Origin of the sequence: Streptomyces bugieae, from assembly GCF_036352915.1 — a bacterium.
Classification (GTDB): domain Bacteria; phylum Actinomycetota; class Actinomycetes; order Streptomycetales; family Streptomycetaceae; genus Streptomyces; species Streptomyces endophytica.
In genome coordinates this window covers 31,872-50,251 of record NZ_JAZBJP010000008.1, presented here as the reverse complement: position 1 = coordinate 50,251, position 18,380 = coordinate 31,872, and the positions used below count along the sequence as shown (strand labels likewise).

Here is an 18,380-nt window from a genome sequence, read left to right as displayed (position 1 = left end):
CCGGATCAGGCGGGTCCGCTCCAGGCCGGCCGGCGCGGGTCGTCGGCCCGTACGACGATGTCCGCGGCCTCCTCGGGCCGGGTCTCGGCCTCGTAGCGCGCGAAGGCGGGCAGCGTCCAGTGCTCGTGCGGCGGGGTACGGCGGGCGAGTGCGGCCGGCGACAGCGTGAGGTGGACGGTGAGATCGAAGGGGAACCAGTGACCGAGCAGGAGGGGACCGTGCAGCAGCAGGACGCCACCGGGCGGCAGCGTCACGTAGGCGCTGCGGGTGGCCCGGTCGGCCACCGGGTCCCAGAGGTCCGGGAGGACGCGACCGGTGCCGCCCGGGTCGAGGGGCCGGAAGACCTCGCGCCACAGCGCCTGCCGGTCGAACCACTCGTCGTGGTAGGCGTCGGGGTCCTCCCGGCCGTATTCGAGCCGCAGCGAGGCGGGGCGCAGGAAGCCGAAGGCGCCGGCCGTGTGCACCGCCCGCCCACGGAGCCGCAGCGCCTCGACGAGCCGTTCGGCCAGGTCGCCGGGTGCGGCGGCGGGCGCTCCGTCGAGGGCCACTCTCCGCCAGGGGCTGCCGTCCTCGGCCTCCGTGGTGAGGATCCGCTCGGCGAGCGCGTCGGTGAGCCGTTCCCAGGTGATCGCTTCGAGCCGCACCCCGCCATTGTGCCGGGCGGCGGGGCGCGGTGCGCACGGCGTCAGCCGGAGAGCGGTCCGGCGGGCGGGGCGGGGAAGGTGGGGGCGCCGGAGACGAATCCGGCCTGGATGACAGGGGCGTGCTGGGTGCCGCCGCTGATGGTGTTGTGCACCTCCCACACGGTCCCGCGGTCCTGCTCGGGCGCGACCTCGTCGAGCAGGGCGCGGAGTTCGGCCGCGGCGGCCGGGTCCTCGCTCAGCAGCCGTCGCAGCCGCAGCCGCCAGGCCGCGGTCACGCCCGCCACCCCGTCCCGGTCGCCCTCCTCCTGCGCGGCGACGAGATCGGCGCGCGAGTCGTCCAGCTCGCCCTCCAGCGCGGCCGCGTCCCCGGCGCCCCGGCGGCGGGCGAGGAAGGCCGCCATGCGGCGCCGGACCGTGGCCCAGCCCTCCGTCGCCATCTGCTGCACGAGCGTGGTCGCTCCTGTCGTGGCGAGTGCCACCAACTCCGCTTCCATGGGTCCCCCTCGGGTGTCGGGTGTGGTTCCGTCGCGCCGTGGTTCAGGCCTGGCCCGCGTCCGGGCCGGCGGCGCCGTAGCGGCTGAGTTCGGCCGCCGCCTCCTTCGTCGCCTCGATGACGTCCTCGGGGGCCACCGGCATCACGGACTTGAGCTTGAGCAGAAGGACCGCGCCCATGATGGAGCCGTCCCACATGATCGGCGCGGCGCAGGAGTTCCATCCGGCCATGCACTCCTCGTAGCCGAGTGCGTAGCCGAGGTCGCGGACCTCCGCGAGGGAGGCCGCCAGCGCGTCGTTGTCCCGGTAGACGCCCGGTCCGGCCTGGTCCGGCACGGGCTCTGCCAGGACCCGCTGCTGGAGCACCTCCGGCAGGTAGGCCAGGATCGTCCGCCCCGAGGCGCCGGTGCGCAGGGAGCGCGTCACGGACAGCACATCGCGCGGCGTCATGCCGAGTTCGGCCAGGTCGGAGTCGCCGACGGCCATGTCGACGCACTGCCGTTGGGCGCCGGAGAAGGGCGCCACCATGTAGAGGAACGCCAGCCCGCCGTCGGTGGCGGTCCGCAGTTCCTGCAGCACGGTCTGGGTGACCGTGCCGTCGAGGCGGTGGTCGAGCGCGGTGAAGGCGAGCTGGGCGGCGGAGGTGCGCAGCCGGTACAGGCCGCGGTCGACCCGTTCGAAGATGCGCTGGTAGATGCCGGACTGCAGGATGCGGTAGACGACGGAGTCGTCCAGGCCGGTGAACTCGGCTATCTCGCCGGGGCCGTGGGCCGATCCGCCGAGTTCGGCGAAGGCGGTCTGGACGAGGAAGACCCGCTCGGCATGGCTGGATCCCGACGCCCGGGTGCCCGCCGAGGACCCACTCCTGGCGGTCTGGCGTCCGTTCTTGCGCCCCGAGGGACCCGGCGTGGTGACGGCGGTGCCCGAAGCGGAGGCCGACGCGTCGGCCGAGGTCGGCGAACCCGGTGCTGCGGTGCTGTTGCCCATCGTGTGCTCTCTCCCCTGGCAGTGTTCCGCGCCCGAAGGCGCCCTGCGTGTCCGGTGGAAGCCGACGCCTCCGTCACCCGCGGCCGCACCCTCCGGCAGTCGGCGCCCGGGAGTGCTCCCGGAGCCGTTCTGCCCGCCCGTGGCCCCGGGTTACCCGCATTATCGGGCGACGTCGAGGGCGAGCTTCCCGGTCGGTGTGCGGGCGGCGAGGTCGTGGTGCGCCCGGGCGGCCTCGCCGAGCGGGTAGGCGGCGCCGGTGAGCGGCTGGAGGGTGCCGTCGGCGACGGCGTCGAACAGCGCCCGCATGGACGTCGGCAGTGCCGTACGGTCCGCGTAGAGCTGCGGCAGCCAGAAGCCGGAGACGGTCAGGGAGCGCTCCATCAGGTCCCGGGTCGGCACGTTCGCCAGGTCGCCGCCGGCGAAGCCGTAGACGGCGAGCCGGCCGCGCGGTGCGACGGCGGCGAGGGTGCGGGTGAAGGTGGTGCCGCCGGTCATCTCCAGAGCGGCGTCGACGGGGCCGCCGGCGGCGTCCAGGATGCGCTCCGTCAGGTCGTCGGCGTGCGAGTCGATGACGGCGTCGGCGCCCAGTTTCGCGGCCAGTTCGCGCTTCTCGGCCGAGCCGGCGAGGCCGATGACCCTGGCCCCGGCGTGCGCGGCGAGCTGGACGGCCAGCGAGCCGAGGCCGCCGGCCGCGGCCGGCACGACGAGGGTCTCGCCCTTGGCGATCCGCAGTACGGTGAACAGCAGGTGCCAGGCGCTGTTGCCCTGGAGGGCCAGCGCGACGGCCTGCTCGTCGCTGATGGCGTCGGGCACGTCCCAGGTGACGCGGCTGTGCAGCAGGGCCTGTTCCGCGTAGCCCCCGCCGCGGCACAGGCCGACGACCCGGCGGCCGCCGTCCACGGTGCCCACGACCTCGTTGCCGGGTACGTACGGCAGCTTCACGGGGGCGAGGTAGGAGTCCCCCCGGACGTGCACGTCCGCGTAGTTGACACCGGCCAGGGTCACCTGGACCAGCGAGTGGCCGCCGCGGGGTGCGGGCTCGGGCACGTCCTCCAGCCGCAGCACGTCCGGACCGCCGAATTCTCGCATCACAATCGCGCGCACGACTCTCCCTCAGGTTCACAAGTGCGGTGCCCGCACAGGGTAGGCGGGGCGACCGTTGTCGGGCGGATACCCGATCATTTCGCGCCAACCATGAGAGGTTCGGCCTGCCGCTGCCCTTCTCCCGGCGAGATTTTCCCGCCCGCTTTCTCGCGACGCGAGAAACGGCCGGAGCGTTTTCCGCCCATTGCGCCGTTTTGCTGCAGATCTACCCAGCGGTATGGCCGAGATGGCTGCCTCGCATCCCTCGCTCAAACTCGGCTACCGGAAGTGATCGCCGACGCCTACGATCCCGAATTGTGTCCGCCGTTGACCACTTGTGACGGCCGCGTCCCCTGGGGTCGAGCGCGTTCCGCGAGGCAGCGCCGCTCACCCACCGCACCCGGTGATACGGGCGGGTGGCGGAGGGCATGGCCGCGTGCAGGGCAGCGCGGGCACGGCCTGAGGGGGAATCATGATGGGGAAATCGGGGGGCGGCAGGCCGGCGTACGCGCCGGCCTGCCGGGACCCACAACGCGCACTGCCACTTCCACCGGCACCTCTCCGCCTGCTGCGGACCGCATCCGCGTCCTTGCCGCCCTCGCTGACGGCCACCGTCGCGGCTGCCACGGATGCCGTCATCGCCGCCGCGCGCCGCCACTCCCGGCCGTACGCGGCACCGCTCTATCTGGACGCGTCCCGCCCCCGCCGGGGGACCGTGCGCCGCCGACGAGAACGGGACTGCCCATGAACGCCTCGAGCAGTACGCCCGGCACCGGGCTGCAGTTCACCCACCCCTACCTCGCCGTGGTGCTCGGCGGCGGCTTCACGGGCATGCTCGCCGCGGCGGCGCTGTCCGAGTACGCCGAGGTCATCGTCGTCGAGCGGGAGCGGCTGCCGCGGACCCCGGCGCTGCCGACCGACCTGCCGCACGCCCGGCACGCCCATCTGCTCACCTCGGACGGCGCCCGGATGGTCGAGGCCCTGGTGCCCGGCGGTGTCGAGCGCTGGCTGGCGGAGGGCGCGCGCCGGGTCCCGGTGCCGGCGGAACTGGCCGGCCGCGCTTCGCTGGGCCGGCTGGACCGGCGCTGTCCCCCGCATCTGATCGCCTGTTCCCGCGATCTGCTCGACCGGGTCATCCGCCGGCAGGTTCCCACCCGCCCCGGGGTCGCCGTCATCGACGGCACCGAAGCGGAGGAGCTGACCGGCACCGCGGAGCACGTCACCGGGGTGCGGGTCCGTGACACCACGACCGGTGAAACGTATCGGCTCGACGCCGACCTGGTCGTCGACGCCACCGGCCGCCACTCCACCAGCCGGGCGCGGCTCGCCGCCCTGGGACTGCCGCGGGTGGGCGAGGACCGCGCGGACTCCGCGATCGTCTCGGCGACCCGGATCTTCCGCGCTCCCGAGGGCGCCGAGAACCTCCCGGTGCTCACCTCACGTTCGGGCCTCACCGTGCCGCCGCCCGGCCCTTCCGGCGCCGCCCGCGCCGCCGCCGGACGTACCCTCCCGGTGCGGGCCGTCCCGGAGCGGACCGCGACGCTGGTGCCGATCGAGGGCGGCCGCTGGCTGGTCACGCTCACCGGCACCGGCGAGGACCGGCCGACCCAGCACGCCGGCCGGTTCGTGCCGTTCGCCCGGCGCGCGGGAGATCCCCGCATCGGCGACCTCATCGCCGGCGCCGAGCCGCTGAGCGAGGTGCGGCTGTCCCGCGACACGGTCAACCGACGGCGGCGTTTCGAACAACTGCCGTCCTGGCCTTCGGGATTCCTCGCGCTCGGCGGCGCGGTGGCCGCGCTCAGCCCCGATTTCGGCCAGGGCCTGTCGCTCGCCGCCCACGGCGCCACCGCACTGCGCGAGGCGCTGGCCCGGTACGGCATGGACGATCCGGCGCTCGCCCGGAGGGTCCAGCGCACCATCGGGCGCCTCGTCGACGAGCTCTGGTCCGTGGCCATCGGTGTGCCCGGCCACTCCCCCGCCGCCGGCCGGACAACCGTCTGCCGCGCCTACGTCGACGCCGTCACCGGCGGCCCGCGTCCGGCACCGTTCCTGCGCGGCCCGGCCGCTCTCGCGATGCTGCGGGACGCGGCCCGGACCCGTCCGGTCACCGGCACCGCGGACTGGGAGGCGTCCCCGCTGCCCGTCCCGCCCGCGGCCCAGCCGACCGCGTCCGGCGCCCCGCCCGAGGCCTCGCCGACCGCGGCCGCCGCACCGTCCGCCGTCTCGGCCGTCCCCACCGCCCGGCGCCCGCTCGGTTTCCGGCCGACGGCACTGCGCCGCATCGGCGGGGCGGGACGCCGTAAACCGGCCGAGGGCTGATCCCGCGGCCGCCGGCCGGGCGTACCGGCCCGTGGGGGAAATTCGGTCGCCCGGCGTCCTCGGGGTCGCTCAGAGTGGGACGGGGCGGCGCACCGGGCGCCGCCCGACGCAGTGCCGGGAACGGGGGGCGGTATGTCGACGCGTGCGCGTCACCGCCGAGGAACTGACCATCCACGAGCATCCGAACGCCGATGCCCTGGAGCTCGCCCAGGTGGGCCTGTACCGCGCGGTGGTCGCCAAGGGCTCCTATCGCACGGGCGATCTGGCGGTCTACATTCCGGAACAGGCCGTGCTGCCGATGGAGTTGGTGGCCGAGCTCGGGCTGACGGGGAAGCTGGCCGGCTCGGCGGCCAACCGGGTCAAGGCGATCCGGCTGCGGGGTGAGCTGTCGCAGGGCATCGTCTGCCGCCCGACGGCACTGGCCGGGGTGGATCTGGCGAAGGCGCGGGCGGACGGCTCCGACTTCGCGGCGGAGCTGGGGATCGTGAAGTGGGTTCCGCCGGTTCCGGTTTCGATGAGCGGGGACGTCGAGCCGGCGCCCGAACTGCTGCCGTGGATCGACATCGAGAACCTCAAGCGCTATCCGGCGGCGTTCACGGACGGCGAGCCGGTGGCGGTCACGGAGAAGGTGCACGGCACGGCCTGCTGCGTGACGTACCACGCCGAGGGCGGGCGGATCCAGGTGACGTCCAAGGGGCTGGGCGCGCAGCGGCTCGCCCTGGTGGAGGACCCGAAGAACCTGTATTGGCGGGCGGTGCGCGGCCATGACGTCGCGCGGGTGGCGGCGGCGCTCGCCGGTGAGCTGGGGGCGTCGCGGATCGGGGTGTACGGCGAGGTCTACGGCGCCGGTGTCCAGGACCTCGGCTACGGCGCGGACAGCCGGCGTGGGGAGCCGGGTTACGCGGTGTTCGACGTCGCCGTGGAGGCCGGCGGGCACCTGCGGTGGCTGGACCCCGAGGAGCTGACCGGGATGCTGGACGGCCGGCTCCCGTTGGTGCCGACGCTGTACCGCGGCCCCTACGAGGCGCGCGCGGTGATGGAGCTGGCCGAGGGCCGCGAGACGCTGTCCGGGCGTGCGGCGCACATCCGGGAGGGTGTGGTCGTCCGCCCGCTCCGGGACCGCTACAGCGCGGAGCTGGGCGGCCGGGCGGTGGCCAAGGTGGTCGGCGCCGCCTATCTGACGCGCAGGGGCGGCACGGAGTACGAGTAGCCGCCGCCCGGGCCGCGCGACGGGCGCCGTCCGCCGCCGGTCAGGACCGCTTGCTCCGCCGTTCAGTTGCGCCCGGTCAAGGGTTCCTCCTGGGGCTGTTCCCGTCCCAGGAGGCGCCGGGCGAGATGGAGCGGGGCGTGCGGGTCGCGGGCCGGGGCGGGGGCCTGGCTGCGGTGCGAGGGAAGGCGTTCGACGGTGGTCGTGCCGGTGTCGGATTCCAGGGCCGGCGCATAGCCCGCGGCGCGCAGCGCGTCCAGGGTGGCGGTCGGCGGGCGGCCGCTGACCAGGACGGTCGGGGCGATGACGCGCAGGGCGAGGTCGCGCAGTCCGCGGTGACCGGCGAGTTCCCTGACGAGGGTTTCGTCGTCGGAGCGGATGCAGCAGGCGGCGGGCAGCACCCGCATCCGCCCGTGGGCGCGGGCGGCGTCCCGTACGAGGTAGTGGAGCGGCTGCGGCAGGGCGCCGGTAGCCGACGCCCCGGTGAGCTCGGTCAGGAGGGTGTCGGCGGAGTGCCCGGTGTCCAGCGCGCGGCGGACCGACGCGGGGGTGAACCGCCAGGTCACGGCGTGTTCCTCGGACTCCCGGTCGGCGGCGGAGGCGAGCAGTCCGGCGAGTGCGGCGGACGGCCGGCCGGGGACGACGGCGGTCAGGTCGGCCTGGAAGTGGGCCTGTTCGAGCGGTGGCGGCAGCAGGTCGCCGAGCGGCTCGGCGAGGGCGTCCGGGCCGTTGAGCAGGGCCCGCCCGAGGGGGGTGAGGGTGCCGTGCGCGACGAGGCCCAGGTAGGCCGCTTCGTGAAGGGTGTGGGCGGCGCGTTCCTCGGCCATCGGCTGGCGGGTGACGGCGAGCGGGCGGTACCAGTCAGCGGCCCGGAGGAGGTCCGCCAACGGGCCGTCGACAGGCTCCCGTTGCTCCGGTGCGTCCGTGGCCGGCAGGGGCGGCAGGGGCGCTCCGGCGCCGGACGGAACGGTGTCCAGGGCGGCGAGGAGGGCGTGCCGGAGGGCGGGGGCGTGCCGGTCGCCGCCGCGGACGAGGGCGGTCGGGGTCTCCCCGAACGGCGTGTGGGTGGGGACGGCCCACAGGGCTGACCAGGCGGCGAGGACGGGGGCGAGGCGGGCGCCGGGCGGGCGGGCCAACCAGTCGTCGTAGGCGCCGGTGGGGAGCGCGGTGATGCCCGAGGGGGTGCGGGTGAGGGCGATCAGCTCGGCGGCCAGGGCGAGGTCGAGGAGCAGGCGGACGTGCGGTTCGGTGGCGCCGGCGGCCTTGGCCAGCCGTTTGATCTCCCGTACGGCCAGCCCGCCGGACTTGCGGAGGGCGGCGGGCTGCGTGGCCAGGGAAGCCAGCAGGCGCTCCAGAGTGGCGGCGAAGGCGGCCGCGGCGGCCCGGGACTCGTCGTACGGCGAGGTCGCCGGGACCGGTGCGGCGGGCATGCCGGGGTCGGCGCTCGGGTCCGGGGCGAGCCGTGGGGCGTCGGGGCGGAACGGGCCGAGGTCGTCGGTGCCGAGGAGCTGGGGGAGGCGCGGCGGGACGACGACGGCGCCGTCTTCGGTGGGGGCGGCGAGGCCGTCGTCGTAGAGGGCACGCAGGGCCGCCTCGGCGGCGGAACGCGCCGGTCCGGGCCGGTCGGCGCCGAGCGCGGTGAACACGTCCTGGGGCGGGACCGGTTCGCCGGCCAGGTGGGCGAAGGAGAGCCGGTGCGCCATGAGGGACTGGTAGTCGGCGCCGGGCGCGGGGGCGGTCCGTCCGGTGCGTTCCTGGCTGAGCCGGGCGGTGGTGGCGAGTATCCGGAGCCGGGGGTGGTCGAGGTGCAGCACCAGGTGGTGGAGGGTTTCGTAGGACCACAAGGCGGTTGCCAGGCCGCGGAGTTCGGTGGGGGCGGGGCGGCGGGCGAGCGGCTCGGCGTGGCGGGTGAGGAGTGCGGCGAGCTGCTCCGGGGTGCGGCGGGCGAGGGAGCGGGTGAGTGTGTCGAGACCTTCCACGGCGTTGAGGTTAGTCATCGTGCGAGCAGGGTGGTGAGGGCGCCTACGGGGTCGGGGTCGGCGGGGCCGGCGGGCCACCAGTCCTCGGCGTCCGGTTCGGATTCGTACGGGTACCAGCGGTGGTCGTGGCCGAAGCGGAGCTGGAGGCCGCGCGCCGGGTCGGTGAGGTGGTTGTGGCGCGGGCGGAGGGCCGGGAGGTCCGCGGCGCGGAGGGCGCTGCGGGCCCGGTCGAAGTCGCCGGCCGGGGGGTTCCAGGTGGCGTGGAGGAGGGCGAGTCCTTCGGGTCCGCCCTGGCGCCAGGCGGCGACGGAGCGGGCCACGTCCGTCGGCGTCCGTCCGGTCGCCGCGGCGAGATCGCGGTAGAGGGTGCGGGTGGCGGAGGTCAGTCCGGCGGTGGGGTGGGCCGTGGCGGCGAGGCGTACGGCGTCCTCCCAGGGCGGGAGGTCCGGGAACGGGCCGCTGGGGGCCGACCGTCCGCCGGGGGCCGCAGCGGTGGTGAGGCAGGCGTGGGCGCGGGCCGCGGCGTCGGCGGCGAGCAGTTCGAGGGTGGCGGGGTCGAAAGGCAGGCCTTCGCCCTCGGGGAGGGCGTGCGGCCGGCCGGGCTGGGGCGGGGCGGGCAGGGGCGGCGGAAGGGCCGGCCGGTGGCGGTCGGCGAGGGCGGCGCGGGCGAGGACGGGGCGCGGCGCGGGCGACCCCGGCGCGGGTGCGTCCGGGGCTTCGGGAGCGGCTCCGGTGGACCCGGACGGCGCCGGGTCCGCGGCCTCACTCCTCCTGGTGGGCGGTGCCGTACCGTCCGGTGTCCGGGTGCGCGCCTCCCCGGCGGTGAGGGCGGTGTTACGGCGGGCGAGCGCGTCGAGGAGTTCGCGCTCGCCGCGGCCGCGCATCAGCAGCAGCACGAACGGGTCGGCGTCCAGGAGCCTGGCGACCTGGAAGCAGAGGGCGGCGGCGTGTTTGCAGGGCCTGCCGTGGTCGGGGCACGAGCAGCGGGGGACGAGGTCGCCCGGCCCGGGTAGGAGACGCACTTCGCCCTCGGCCAGGGTCCGCGGGAGCTTTTTGGCCAGCAGGGCGGCGAGTTGGTCCGGTTCCGCGGCGACGGCGTCCAGGAGGCCGTCCCATTCGTGGTCGCTGAGGGTGCGCAGGCGGATCTCGGCGCTGTAGGGGCGGGGCCTGCTGCCCCGTACGGTGGCGAGGATGCGGCCCGGGGTGACGTTGATGGTGTCGACGTGGCCGTCGCGGGCGTAGGTCCGGCCGCGGGCGAGCCGGGCGCTGTCGAGCGCGGTGGTCTCCAGGGCGTCCAGCCAGGCGCTGCCCCACCAGGACTCGGCGAACAGGCCCCGGGCGCCGGGCCGGGGCGGCAGGGGCGGGAAGGTGCGCGTACGGTCGGCGCGGGCCAGCCGGTCCGCGGCGGCGGCGCGCCCCGAGGGGCGGCGGGGGATCATGCGGCCCTCCTCAGGGAGACGAGATCGGCCAGCTCGGCGTCGGAGAGTTCGGTGAGCGCGGTCTCCCCTCCCGAGAGCACGGCGTCGGCGAGCGCCCTTTTGGCGGCGAGGAGTTGGGCGATGTTGTCCTCGACGGTGCCTTCGGTGATCAGGCGGTGGACCTGCACCGGCTGGGTCTGGCCGATGCGGTAGGCGCGGTCGGTGGCCTGCTCCTCCACCGCCGGATTCCACCAGCGGTCGTAGTGGATCACATGTCCGGCGCGGGTCAGGTTGAGGCCGGTGCCCGCCGCCTTCAAGGACAGCAGGAAGACCGGGGCGTGCCCTGACTGGAACCGGTCGACCATCTTCTCCCGTTCGGCGACGGGCGTTCCGCCGTGCAGCAGCTGGGCGGGGATGCCGCGGGCGGCCAGATGGCGTTCGAGGAGCCGGGCCATGCTCACGTACTGGGTGAAGACCAGGGTGGAGCCGCCCTCGGCGAGGATCGTCTCCAGGAGCTCGTCGAGGAGTTCGAGCTTCCCGGAGCGGGCGGCCAGGCCCGGGGCGGTCTCCTTGAGGTACTGCGCGGGGTGGTTGCAGATCTGCTTGAGGGCCGTGAGCAGCTTCATGACCAGGCCGCGGCGGGCGATGCCCTCGGCGGTCTCGATCCGGGCGAGGGTCTCGCGGACCACGGCCTGGTACAGGGCGGCCTGTTCGCGTCCGAGGGCGACCGGGTGGTCCGTCTCCGTCTTGGGCGGGAGCTCGGGGGCGATCCCCGGGTCGGACTTCTTGCGGCGCAGGACGAACGGGCGCACCAGCCTGGCCAGTCGCTCGGCGGCCTCCGGGTCCTGACCGCCCTCGACCTCGCGGGCGTGCAGGGCCCGGAACGTCTTCAGCCGTCCGAGCAGGCCGGGCGTGGTCCAGTCGAGGAGCGCCCACAGCTCGGAGAGGTTGTTCTCGACCGGGGTGCCCGTGAGGGCGATCCGGGCCGGCGCCTTGATGTCGCGCAGCGCCTTGGCCGTGGACGAGCGGGGATTCTTCACGTGCTGCGCCTCATCGGCGACGACCCAGGCCCAGCGCCGGGCGGCCAGTTCGGCGGCGCTGCTGCGCATCGTGCCGTACGTCGTCAGCACGAAGCCGCCCGTCAGGCCGTCCAGGCTGCGGCCGGTGCCGTGGAAGCGCCGTACGGGCGTGCCGGGGGCGAAGCGCTCGATCTCGCGCTGCCAGTTGCCGAGGAGGGAGGCCGGGCAGACCACCAGGACCGGGTCGGTGGGGCTCCGGTGCAGATGGAGGGCGATGACGGTGATGGTCTTGCCCAGGCCCATGTCGTCGGCCAGGCAGCCGCCGAGGCCGAGGGAGGTCATGGTGTCGAGCCAGGCCATGCCCCGTAGTTGGTAGTCGCGCAGGGTCGCGCGCAGTCCGGACGGCTGGGGCAGCAGGCGCGCTTCGGAGGTGAGGCGGCCGCGCAGCGCGGCGAGTGCCCCCAGCGGCACCACCTCGACCTGCTCCCCGTCCACCTCGGCGGTGCCGTTGAGCGTCGCGGCGAGGGCGTCGGCCGGCTCCAGATAGCCCAGTTCCCGCTTGCGGGCCTTGCGCACGAGCCCGGGGTCCACCAGGACCCACTGGTCGCGCAGCCGGACGACGGGGCGGTGCGCCTCGGCGAGTTCGTCCATTTCGGCCTCGGTCAGCGGGAGTTCGTCCATCGCCAGCTGCCAGCGGAATTGCAGCAGTTGGCCGGTGTCGAAGAACCCGAAGCCGTCCGCGGCGGAGCCCGGCGCCGGGCGCAGCACCGCGGCCGCGGTCAGCCCGCGGGCCAGTTCCCGGGGCCAGTGGACGGCGACGCCCGCGGCGCCGAGCCGGGGCGCGGCATCCCCCAGCAGCTCGTACAACTCGTCCTCCCCCAGGGGGAGTACGTCGGGGACCGGCCGCTCCAGGAGGCGGGTCAGCGGGGCCCAGACCCGGGCGGCACGGCGCAGCGCGAGCAGGGTGTCGACGCGGGAGCGCGGACCGAAGTGGTCGGGGCCCGCGCCGTCCCACAACTGCCGGGCGTCGGCGATCAGCGTCGGGTCCGTGAGGCTCTGCACCTGCAGCACCACCGCCGCGCTCCCCTCGCCGTCCTCTTCGCCGTCACCCGTGACGTCGAAGAGCCGGTCCGGCGCGAGATCGAGGCGCAGGGACAGCCGCACCCCCGCATCGACGCCGGCCGCGACCTCGGCGGCCCAGTCGCGCGCACCGGGGAGGCGCTGCGGTGTGTACGCGGCGAACGGAGCGCCGGCCACCAGCTCGGCGGCCGGGGTACGGGGCAGCGCGTCCACCACGGCGTCCACATAGCGCCGCACCAGGTCTGCGGGGTCGTGCAGTTGCAGCGGGCGGCTGCCGGGGAGGGGGACGGCGTAGGCCTCGGCGGGCATGGCGGCGGCGATCGCCCGGAGGTGCGCGATGTCGTCCGGGTCGAGCGGGCCGGCCCGCCAGGCGTCGGTGTCCTCGGGCGTCAGCCCGGGCAGCAGCCGCCCGCGCGCGGCGAGATGCAGCGCGTGCAGGGTGGCGGCCCCCCAACAGGCGACGGCGGGGTCGGCGGCCGGATCGTGCCGGGCGCGGACGAGCAGGGGGACGGCCTCGGCCAGCGGCAGCAGCACGGCCGGAACCGTGCGCGCCCGGGCGCCGCTGCCATGACGGCGGGCCACGGTCAGCTGCGTCACCTCCGCGCCCGTCTGCTGCGCGCCGTCGTCGCGTGCACCGGTGCCGGGCTCGGGGAGCGCCCCGCCGTCGGGGCGCCAGAGCGCGATCCGTCCGGCGCGGGGCGGCTGCGCGGGCACGAAGACCGCGGCACAGCAGGCCGCGGCGGCATACCCGCCGTCATCCCACCGCTCGCTCATGCCCTCTCCTGACGTCCGAATCCTCCGGCTCCTGCCGTCTCCCGATGAAAGCAGACGGCACTGACAACGCCGCCGGCCGGCGGCGGGTGGCAGGCGCCGGGCGGCTGAGTTATCCACAGGCAGAAAAAAATTCGTCGCGGATCCGCCGTAATCGGCTACAGTCAGTTACATCGTCACTCTCAGTGATCGAGCGGTGTCGATCGGCGGGCGGGGACCTCCCGTCTCCGCCCCCACCTCACACCGAAAGGCAGCCCGATGCACACCCCGACTCCCGAACAGCGCGCCGCCGCCGAGGTCTTTCCGACCGGCACCCACCTCGTGATCCAGGCCGGTGCCGGCACCGGCAAGACGACGACGCCGGCGATGCTCGCGCACTCCGCGCGACGCCAGGGCCGGCTCGGCCGCTATATCGCGTTCGACAGAGCCGTTGCCCGGCACGCCGCCCGGACCTTCCCGGCCGAGGTCGCCTGCGGGACCGCCCATGCCCTCGCCTACACCGCCGTGGGCAGGCGCTATCGGTCCCGGATGAACGCCCCACGGCAAGCGGGCTGGCGCACCGGCGCAGCCCTGGGCATCGAGGACGGCATGTCCTTACGCATCGGTACGCGCAGGGTCACGCACAAGGCACTCTCCTATACAGCCCTGCGCACCGTCACCCGCTTCTGCCACTCGGCCGACCGCGAGATCCGTGCCCGGCACGTCCCGCCCCTGCGCGGCGCCGAATCCCCGCCGCTGCACGCCCACCTCGCCGAGGCCGTCCTGCCGTACGCCCGCAAGGCCTGGGCCGACCTGCAGCGCCCCGACCACGGCGTGGTCCGCTTCGAGCACGACCACTACCTGAAGATGTGGGCCCTGACCGAGCCCGTCATCCCGGCCGACTTCCTGCTGCTGGACGAGGCCCAGGACACCAACCCCGTGGTCGAGCAGGTCTTCACCGCACAGCGCGACCACGCCCAGCTGGTGCTGGTCGGGGACTCCGCCCAGGCCATCTACGGCTGGCGCGGCGCCCGCGACGTGATGACCGGCTTCGACGGCATTCAGCTCACCCTCTCCCACTCCTTCCGCTTCGGACCGGCGCTGGCGGCCGAGGCCAACCGCTGGCTCGCGATCGTCGACGCGCCGACCCGGCTCCGAGGCTCCCCGGACACGAAGACGGAGCTGTGCCCGGTCCGCTCCCCCGAGGCCATTCTGTGCCGGACCAACGTGGGGGCGATGGTGGAGGTGATACGGCAGCTGGAGGCGGACCGCCGGGTCGCCCTCGCGGGCGGCGGCGAGACCCTGAGCGCCCTGGCGCGTGCCGTGCACGACCTCGAAGCCGGACGCCGGACCGGCCATCCGGAGCTGATGCTCTTCGAGACCTGGGCCGAGCTGCGCGAGTACGCGGAGTTCGATCCGGCCGGACGGGACCTCCTGCCGCTGGTGGAACTCGTCGACGAGCACGGCACGGACGCCGTACTCCAGGCCCTGGACCGGCTCTCCCCCGAGGACTCCGCCGAGGTGACGGTGTCCACGGCCCATCGGGCCAAGGGCCGCGAGTGGCCGAGCGTACGCATCGCGGATGACTTCACGGGCCCCGATGACCTCGACGAGTGCGACGACACCGGGCAGCCGCTCCCCGGACCCATCGAGGTCGACGAGGCGCGCCTGGCGTACGTGGCCGTGACCCGCGCCCGCTCGCAGCTCGACATCGGCGGACTGTCCTGGATCAACGGCCACCCAGCCGGCGATCCCCGCCTCCCGCCTTGCCCCGCGGACAAGACGACGAAGGAAGACGAAGACCTGTCAAGGAGCGGAGGACCAGTGACTGAGTCACGGATCGGGAGGATCCTGGAAGGTGAAGTGGGAGATGAGGCCGATGCGTACGGGAAATGAGCCCCTACAGGCGCGCAGCCCGCTGAAAATACGCTGCGGACTGGCGCTGTGGGGACTGGTGTGGGCCGTCGCCGGGGCCGTGGCCTTCGCCGACTTCGGGCGGCCGGAATGGGCGGCCGCGTGTGCCGCACTCGCCATGGTGGCAGCCGCGGACCTGATCATGGTCATTCGCCACATCCGCCAGGGACCGCACTACCAACCGGGCAAGGACGTACCACCGTACGAGCCCGACCACGGCCGGAACGATGTCTTCGGCATATGCAACGACCGGGACCGCCGCCGCGGCAGAAGGCCGTGACTCGGCGGCGGGCCGTGACTCGGCGGTGCGGGCCGTGACGCGGCGGCCGGCCGTCCTGCCTACGCGGTGGCTATCCCTACCTACTGCGGTCCTGTGTCCTCGCCGTCCGGCCAGTCGGGGGCGTCCTTCGGAGCCCGGTCACCGTTGCCGGTGGCGTCCGGGGCGAAGCGGGCCGCCTGGATGAACTCCGGGCGGGGGTCGAGGGCCGCCGCCAGCCGGAAGTGGCGGAGCGCCTCGTCAGGGCGGGCGGCGCGCTCCAGGGTGCGGGCGAGCGCGAAGTGCGCGAAGGCGTTGTCGGGCTCACGCTCCAGCACGATCTGGAACTCGAGCTCCGCCGGCCGTAGTTGAGCGGCGAGGAAAAAGGCACGGGCGCGCAGCAGGCGAGCCGCGGTGTTCTCCGGATGCGCGCTGATGACCGAGTCCAGCAACCGGATCGCGCCGCGGGGGTCGCGGGCGGCCAGCAGCTGCTCCGCAGCACGGAAGTCGATGACATGTGTCTCGGGGCTGCTCTCGGGCACGACCTACTCCTCTCCACCGGCGTCGCTGTCGGCGCAGGCATGCGTCCGCCAGGGACCGTACGGCGTTACCTGGGGCCACAACAACCCTGTCGGTCATGGCATTCCCCGGATCCGGCGGAGGCCGAGGCAGCCCTCAGGGACGCGCGGCCGGACCACCGTCCTCCCCCATGGTCCATGTCGCCCGAGGGTCGCTAGAGGCTGATGTGGTACGCCTTGCGGAGCGTCTCGTGGACGGTCCAGCGGGTGCGGTCGCCCTCGCGGAGGATGCAGGCGTCGCCGGGGCCCACCTCGAGGACCGAGCCGCCTTCGACCTCGATGGTGGCGCGTCCGCTGACGACGACGAACAGTTCATTGGCCTCGGTGTCGGTCACCACACCCGGCGTGATCTGCCAGATACCGCGGATCTGCCGGCCGTCGGCGGACTCCCACAGCACCTTCCCCGTCACCTCGGGCGCACCGGAGACGATCTGCGCGGGGTCCAGCGGCTCCGGCTCCAGGTCGGCGTCCGCGAAGCCGGGGATGTTCACGACGAAGGAGGGAGGCGCCGATTCGGCAGCGGAAGGAGAGGAGGCGGGATCGGTCACCGGCCCGGCCGCGGGCTCGCCGGCCGGGATCTGGGCGTCAAGATCGGAAGCAGCAGTCATGGCGGCGAGGGTATCGCCCGGCCGTTCGAGCCCGGCAGCCACTCCCCCGCCGGGCCGGAAGCTGCCGCCAGCCGGCCCGGAACCGCTTCCCTCTGCTGGTCCGACGCCATCGCCTCAGCCGGCCCGGGCACACATCCCCCCTGCGGGCTCGAGCCTGCCACTCAGCGGGCCCGGCACCCGTCACCTCGTCCGCCCGGCGGCCGCCCCTCGGCCGCCTCAACCGTTGCGGAGGCGTTCCCACACCTTGCGGACCTGGGGTTCCAGGGCTTCCAGGGGGCCGTCGTTGTCGATGACCAGGTCGGCGATCGCCAGCCGTTGTTCGCGGGTGGCCTGGGCGGCCATCCGGGACTTCGCCTCGTCCTCCGCCATGCCGCGCAGCCGTACCAGCCGGTCCAGCTGGGTTTCGGGGGCGGCGTCGATCACGACCACCAGGTCGTAGAGCGGCGCCAGGCCGTTCTCCGTGAGGAGGGGTACGTCGTGCACGACCACCGCGTCCGGGCCTGCCGATGCCTCGAGTTCCGCCGACCGCGCACCCACCAGGGGGTGCACGATCGCATTGAGCGCCTTGAGTTTCCCGGGGTCGGCGAACACGATGCCGCCCAGCTTGGGGCGGTCCAGCGTGCCGTCCGGCGCGAGGACGTCCTCCCCGAACTCCTCGACCACCGCCGCGAGTCCGGGCGTGCCCGGCTCGACGACCTCGCGTGCGATCTTGTCCGCGTCCACGATGACCGCGCCGTACGACGCCAGCAGTCGTGAAACCTCACTCTTGCCCGCGCCGATACCGCCGGTCAGCCCCACCTTCACCATGGGCCCACGCTATACGGTGCCCGGCGCGCGACGCTGCGGGGGAAGCGACATCCGGGAAAGGGCCCGAAGCCGGCCGCGAGAGGCCCCGGAGACGGGGAGGGAGCGGGGGGCAGCGCCGCGTCAGGCGAGCCCGCCGTCGCCCTCCCGTTCCGCCAGGAAGCGCTCGAATTCCCGCCCGATCTCGTCGGCCGAGGGGAGCTCCACCGGTTCGGCCACCAGGTTGCCCCGGGTCTCGGCACCGGCCACCGCGTCGTACTGGTGCTCCAGCCCGCTGACCAGCGCGACCAGTTCCTCGTCGCCCTCGGAGATCTGCCGCTCGATCTCCTCCTGGGTGCGCAGCGCCTCCGTACGCAGTGCATGCGCCGGGCCCGGCAGCACCAGGCCGGTCGCCGCCGTCACGGCCTCCAGGACCGTCAGCGCGGCGTCCGGATACGCGGAGCGGGCGATGTAGTGCGGCACGTGCGCCGCCACGCCGAGCACGTCGTGCCCCGCCTCCGCCAGGCGGTATTCGATCAGCGCCTCCGCGCTTCCCGGGACCTGGGCCTCGTCGAAGAAGCTGGCGTGCCCGGGCATCAGGTCGGTGCGGTTGCCGTGCGGGGTGATGCCGACCGGGCGGGTGTGCGGGACGCCCATGGGGATGCCGTGGAAGTTGACCGAGAGACGCACCCCGAGCCGCTCGACGATCTCCTTCACGGCGGCCGCGAAGCGCTCCCACTCGACGTCCGGCTCCGGGCCGGACAGCAGCAGGAACGGCGCATCGGTGGTGTCGCGCACCAGCTTCAGCTCGATGCTCGGCGTCTCGTAGGCGGTCCAGCGGTTGCGCTCGAAGGTGAGCAGCGGGCGGCGGGCGCGGTAGTCGATGAGGCGGTCGTGGTCGAAGCGGGCCACGACCCGGTGCGGCAAGCCGTCCAGCAGCCGCCGGACGATCTGGTCGCCCGTCTCACCGGCGTCGATGTACCCGTCGAAGTGGTACAGCAGCACCAGTCCGGCCGAGTCCCGCGAGGCCAGCGCCTCGACCTCCGCGAGCCCGCTCGGCTCCCATTCGTACAAACCCTGGGGATCCAACACAGTGACCGCTCCTCCTCGTTCTCATGAACGGCAACGTGCGGTCGGCCGTCGGCATTCCCGACCGTGGATATGACCCGGTCCCGTACCGGACAGTTCCCGCCACCGCCGGACCCCACCGTTCCGCGGCCGCCCGTGCCCCTGCCGTGCCCTGGTCCGGGTGAGCCCCACCTT

15 protein-coding genes are annotated in these 18,380 nt (G+C 74.5%); 4 read left to right on the top strand and 11 right to left on the bottom strand.

The window, feature by feature from the left end:
• Positions 1 to 5: 5 nt before the first annotated feature.
• The 4 genes from V2J85_RS16610 to V2J85_RS16595 form a co-directional block, all read right to left on the bottom strand.
• Positions 6 to 644 carry a nucleoside/nucleotide kinase family protein gene (locus tag V2J85_RS16610; protein ID WP_261952112.1) on the bottom strand — a complete coding sequence of 213 codons (639 nt, stop codon included), beginning with the start codon at positions 642 to 644 and terminating at the stop codon, positions 6 to 8.
• Positions 645 to 685: 41 nt separating this feature from the next.
• On the bottom strand, positions 686 to 1,138 hold the full coding sequence (locus V2J85_RS16605; protein WP_261952111.1) for a hypothetical protein: 453 nt from the start codon (positions 1,136 to 1,138) through the stop codon (positions 686 to 688).
• Positions 1,139 to 1,181: 43 nt separating this feature from the next.
• Positions 1,182 to 2,123, bottom strand: a complete 942-nt coding sequence (locus tag V2J85_RS16600; RefSeq protein WP_330822026.1) for an IclR family transcriptional regulator domain-containing protein — start codon at positions 2,121 to 2,123, stop codon at positions 1,182 to 1,184.
• A gap of 159 nt (positions 2,124 to 2,282) precedes the next feature.
• Positions 2,283 to 3,227 (bottom strand): quinone oxidoreductase family protein, encoded by a 945-nt coding sequence (locus V2J85_RS16595; protein ID WP_261952109.1) that lies wholly within the window; start codon positions 3,225 to 3,227, stop codon positions 2,283 to 2,285.
• A 723-nt stretch (positions 3,228 to 3,950) separates the two neighbouring features.
• On the opposite strand from V2J85_RS16595, the gene V2J85_RS16590 reads away from it, so the two are divergent.
• On the top strand, positions 3,951 to 5,525 hold the full coding sequence (locus tag V2J85_RS16590; RefSeq protein WP_330822025.1) for an FAD-dependent monooxygenase: 1,575 nt from the start codon (positions 3,951 to 3,953) through the stop codon (positions 5,523 to 5,525).
• 142 nt (positions 5,526 to 5,667) lie between these two features.
• Positions 5,668 to 6,735 (top strand): RNA ligase (ATP), encoded by a 1,068-nt coding sequence (locus V2J85_RS16585; protein WP_330822024.1) that lies wholly within the window; start codon positions 5,668 to 5,670, stop codon positions 6,733 to 6,735.
• A gap of 62 nt (positions 6,736 to 6,797) precedes the next feature.
• Here the strand turns inward: V2J85_RS16585 and V2J85_RS16580 are convergent, their stop codons facing one another.
• From V2J85_RS16580 to V2J85_RS16570, 3 genes are read right to left on the bottom strand one after another with little or no spacing between them, the layout of a single operon-like run.
• Complete coding sequence (locus tag V2J85_RS16580) at positions 6,798 to 8,711, bottom strand: helicase-associated domain-containing protein (protein WP_330822022.1); 1,914 nt, start codon at positions 8,709 to 8,711, stop codon at positions 6,798 to 6,800.
• 14 nt (positions 8,712 to 8,725) lie between these two features.
• Complete coding sequence (locus V2J85_RS16575) at positions 8,726 to 10,150, bottom strand: SWIM zinc finger family protein (protein WP_330822021.1); 1,425 nt, start codon at positions 10,148 to 10,150, stop codon at positions 8,726 to 8,728.
• Positions 10,147 to 13,002 (bottom strand): DEAD/DEAH box helicase, encoded by a 2,856-nt coding sequence (locus V2J85_RS16570; RefSeq protein ID WP_330822020.1) that lies wholly within the window; start codon positions 13,000 to 13,002, stop codon positions 10,147 to 10,149. Before V2J85_RS16570 ends, V2J85_RS16575 begins: the two co-directional genes overlap by 4 nt.
• Before the next feature lie 255 nt (positions 13,003 to 13,257).
• Here V2J85_RS16570 and V2J85_RS16565 point away from each other — a divergent pair, with 255 nt between their 5' ends.
• A complete protein-coding gene (locus V2J85_RS16565) occupies positions 13,258 to 14,874 on the top strand; it encodes a UvrD-helicase domain-containing protein (RefSeq protein ID WP_330822019.1) in 1,617 nt (538 codons plus the stop codon).
• A complete protein-coding gene (locus V2J85_RS16560) occupies positions 14,858 to 15,172 on the top strand; it encodes a DUF6343 family protein (RefSeq protein ID WP_330822018.1) in 315 nt (104 codons plus the stop codon). The genes V2J85_RS16565 and V2J85_RS16560 overlap by 17 nt, the downstream gene beginning before the upstream one ends.
• 80 nt (positions 15,173 to 15,252) lie before the next feature.
• Here the strand turns inward: V2J85_RS16560 and V2J85_RS16555 are convergent, their stop codons facing one another.
• The 4 genes from V2J85_RS16555 to V2J85_RS16540 form a co-directional block, all read right to left on the bottom strand.
• On the bottom strand, positions 15,253 to 15,690 hold the full coding sequence (locus V2J85_RS16555; protein WP_261952101.1) for a tetratricopeptide repeat protein: 438 nt from the start codon (positions 15,688 to 15,690) through the stop codon (positions 15,253 to 15,255).
• Positions 15,691 to 15,881: 191 nt separating this feature from the next.
• Positions 15,882 to 16,334, bottom strand: coding sequence for a cupin domain-containing protein (locus V2J85_RS16550; protein WP_330822017.1), 453 nt, complete (start codon positions 16,332 to 16,334; stop codon positions 15,882 to 15,884).
• 216 nt (positions 16,335 to 16,550) lie between these two features.
• A complete protein-coding gene (gene coaE, locus V2J85_RS16545; RefSeq protein ID WP_261952099.1) occupies positions 16,551 to 17,141 on the bottom strand; it encodes a dephospho-CoA kinase in 591 nt (196 codons plus the stop codon).
• Positions 17,142 to 17,261: 120 nt separating this feature from the next.
• The gene (locus tag V2J85_RS16540; RefSeq protein WP_261952098.1) at positions 17,262 to 18,209 is read right to left on the bottom strand and encodes a PAC2 family protein; all 948 of its coding nucleotides are present in this window, start codon (positions 18,207 to 18,209) and stop codon (positions 17,262 to 17,264) included.
• Positions 18,210 to 18,380 lie beyond the last annotated feature (171 nt).

Excerpts from the sequence above, each read along its gene's own strand:
- V2J85_RS16575 (WP_330822021.1), bottom strand. The coding sequence starts at position 10,150 with ATGATCCCCCGCCGCCCCTCGGGGCGCGCCGCCGCCGCGGACCGGCTG.
- V2J85_RS16605 (WP_261952111.1), bottom strand. The coding sequence starts at position 1,138 with ATGGAAGCGGAGTTGGTGGCACTCGCCACGACAGGAGCGACCACGCTC.
- V2J85_RS16560 (WP_330822018.1), top strand. The coding sequence starts at position 14,858 with ATGCGTACGGGAAATGAGCCCCTACAGGCGCGCAGCCCGCTGAAAATA.
- coaE (WP_261952099.1), bottom strand. The coding sequence starts at position 17,141 with ATGGTGAAGGTGGGGCTGACCGGCGGTATCGGCGCGGGCAAGAGTGAG.
- V2J85_RS16550 (WP_330822017.1), bottom strand. The coding sequence starts at position 16,334 with ATGACTGCTGCTTCCGATCTTGACGCCCAGATCCCGGCCGGCGAGCCC.
- V2J85_RS16570 (WP_330822020.1), bottom strand. The coding sequence starts at position 13,002 with ATGAGCGAGCGGTGGGATGACGGCGGGTATGCCGCCGCGGCCTGCTGT.
- V2J85_RS16600 (WP_330822026.1), bottom strand. The coding sequence starts at position 2,123 with ATGGGCAACAGCACCGCAGCACCGGGTTCGCCGACCTCGGCCGACGCG.
- V2J85_RS16590 (WP_330822025.1), top strand. The coding sequence starts at position 3,951 with ATGAACGCCTCGAGCAGTACGCCCGGCACCGGGCTGCAGTTCACCCAC.
- V2J85_RS16565 (WP_330822019.1), top strand. The coding sequence starts at position 13,258 with ATGCACACCCCGACTCCCGAACAGCGCGCCGCCGCCGAGGTCTTTCCG.